Annotated in this window: 2 protein-coding genes; both read left to right on the forward strand. The window is 69.9% G+C overall.

Annotated elements, in window-relative coordinates; genetic code table 11:
• The coding region (locus C8N34_RS26595) for a phage tail tip lysozyme (protein WP_244910761.1) at positions 1-1,727 on the forward strand (1,727 nt) is incomplete at its 5' end.
• On the forward strand, positions 1,727-2,383 hold the full coding sequence (locus tag C8N34_RS25705) for a hypothetical protein (RefSeq protein ID WP_108131066.1): 657 nt from the start codon (positions 1,727-1,729) through the stop codon (positions 2,381-2,383). The genes C8N34_RS26595 and C8N34_RS25705, both read left to right, overlap by 1 nt.
• Positions 2,384-2,385: the final 2 nt, after the last annotated feature.

The following is a 2,385-nucleotide window of genomic DNA, read 5'->3' on the forward strand; positions in this document are numbered from 1 at the left end:
CGGGGGCCGATGCCACGGTGGCGGCGGCCTCGGCCGAGCAGGTGCGCACCCGGGCGCTGGCGGGGCTGCGTCAGGAACAGCTGGACTTCCTGCGCGGTCAGCAGGAGGCGGTGCAGCAGCTGCATCTGGAACTGGCGCTGGCCGGTCAGACCGAGGCCGTGCGGGCACGGGTGCTGGCGCTGGTGCAGGCGGAACGCGAGATCCGGGAGCGCGGCTTTGTGGGCGAGGAAGCGGAGGCGATCCGCCGCAACGCGCTGGCGCGGGCCGAACTGGCCCGGACCATTGAAGCGCAGGCCGATGCCTGGAAGCGGGTTCAGTCGGCGGGCGAGGATGCCATCGACAGCGTGCTGGACAGGCTGCGCGGCGGCGATCTGAAGGGCGCGCTGTCGGAGATGCTGGGCGAGATCGAGGGGATGTTCTTCGACCTCGCGGTGCGCAATCCGCTGAAGAACGCGATCCTCGGCACCGATCTCGGCACCTGGGGCGATGTCGGCGGCTGGTCGGGCATCTTCGGGCGGCTGACCGGCCAGAACCCGATCAACGAACGGGCGCTCGCCGCGCAGGCCACGGCGCCGGTGCAATCCATGTCGGTGACCGCCGCCACGGTGATGATCGGCGGGCCGGGCGTGGCCAACCTGCTCTCGGCCAGTACCGCCGGGGCGGTGGGCGGCTATGGCATGGCGGGTTCTGCGGGTCTCGGCGGCAGCACCAATGTCCAGCAACAGGTCTGGGCCTTCTTCGCGGCCAAAGGCCTCGCGCCGCACCAGATCGCGGCGATCATGGGGAATGCCTCTGCCGAAAGCGGGTTCAACCCGCTGGCGGTGGGGGATGGCGGCACGTCTTTCGGCCTGTTCCAGCATCATGCCGGACGGGGGCAGGCCCTTTTGGATTATGTCGGGGGGCAGGCCGGGCTTTCGAATGTGCAGGCGCAGCTGGAGTTTGTCTGGCAGGAACTGCTTTCCGGCGAAAACGGTGTCCTGAAGCGGCTGCAGGCGGCGCCGAACCTCCATGGCGCGACGCAGGCCTTTGTCGGCTACGAGCGGCCGCAGGGCTGGAGCGCCGCAAATCCGGCCGGTGCCATGCATTGGGATCAGCGCCTTGCGGCGGCCGAGGCGGCAATGTCGCGGTTCGAGGGCACCACGGACAGCGCGCAGGCCCAGCTCGGCCAGCTCGGGACCGGGGCGGCGCAGCTGGGGACCGGCCTGCAGACCTTTGGCGCGAACCTTGCGGGCACACTGCAGGGGATCGGGGCGAGCTACGGGCCGGGCGGGGCCTTTGTCGGCGGCCTCCTGGGTGCGGGGCTGAACTGGCTGACCGGCGGCAAAGGCTATGAGGTGGGCGGCTGGACCGGGCCGGGTGCGACGACGGATGTGGCGGGCGTGGTGCATGCCGAGGAATATGTCTTCGACGCGGCGGCCACCCGTCGCATCGGAGTGGCGAACCTTGAGGCGATCCGCAAGGGCGCGATGCGGGGATATCGCGAGGGCGGCTATGTGATGGGCGGTCGGCCGCCACTGCCGGTCGGCGGGCCTTCAGACAGGCGAGCCGCAGCCGGTAACGAAGCCGCCGCCATGCTTGTGACCCATCATATCAATGTCTCGGGCACCGGCTCGGCCGAGATCCGCGAGGGCGTCATGCAGGCCATTCAGGTGTCGCTGGAACAATACACCCGCGACTTCCTGCCCGGCGAGGTCCGCACCATCGTCAGTGACCGCTGGAGGGGATGATGGCGTATTCCTTCCCGCTGACCCGTGCGCAGTTCATGGATCTTCTGCCCGTGCAGGAGATGACCTTCGATCTGCCCGAGGCGATGGAAGTGTCGGAGACCGGGGCGGGCGAGATCCTGACGGCGGAGCTGGGCACCCGGCTCTGGTCGGGCGAGATCCGGCTGGGCGACATGACGCCGGATGAGGCGGCCGAGGCGCTGGCGATGATCGACGTGCTGCGCCAGCCCGGCGCCAGCTTCATGGTGCATGATATCGCGCGGCCGTTTCCACGCTCCGATCTCTCCGGGGCGGCGCTCGCCGGAGCCGCGCCGGTGCTCGATGCGGTGCATGCGAATACGCGCGAGATCCGGCTTTCCGGGCTTCCGGCCGGGTTCCAGCTCCGGCGCCATGATTATCTGGCCTTTGCCTATGGGTCGAACCCGCTGCGCCAAGCCCTGCACCGGATCGCGGCTCCGGCCAGCGCCAGCGGCACCGGGCTGACCGGCTATTTTGAGGTCAGCCCGAACATCCGGCCCGGCTGGGTCACCGGCACCGCCGTCAGCCTGTCGCGCGCGGCCTGCAAGGCAATCCTCGTCCCGAAATCCGTCCAGCCCGGCCGCCGCCGCCACACCCTCACCACCGGGGCTTCGTTCCGGTGGGTGCAGACCCTGAGGTGATC

Origin of the sequence: Gemmobacter caeni (genome assembly GCF_003054195.1) — a bacterium.
Lineage (GTDB): Bacteria > Pseudomonadota > Alphaproteobacteria > Rhodobacterales > Rhodobacteraceae > Gemmobacter > Gemmobacter caeni.

What these genes read in the sequence shown, in the direction of transcription:
- C8N34_RS25705 (WP_108131066.1), top strand. Translation starts at nt 1,727, where the DNA reads ATGGCGTATTCCTTCCCGCTGACCCGTGCGCAGTTCATGGATCTTCTG.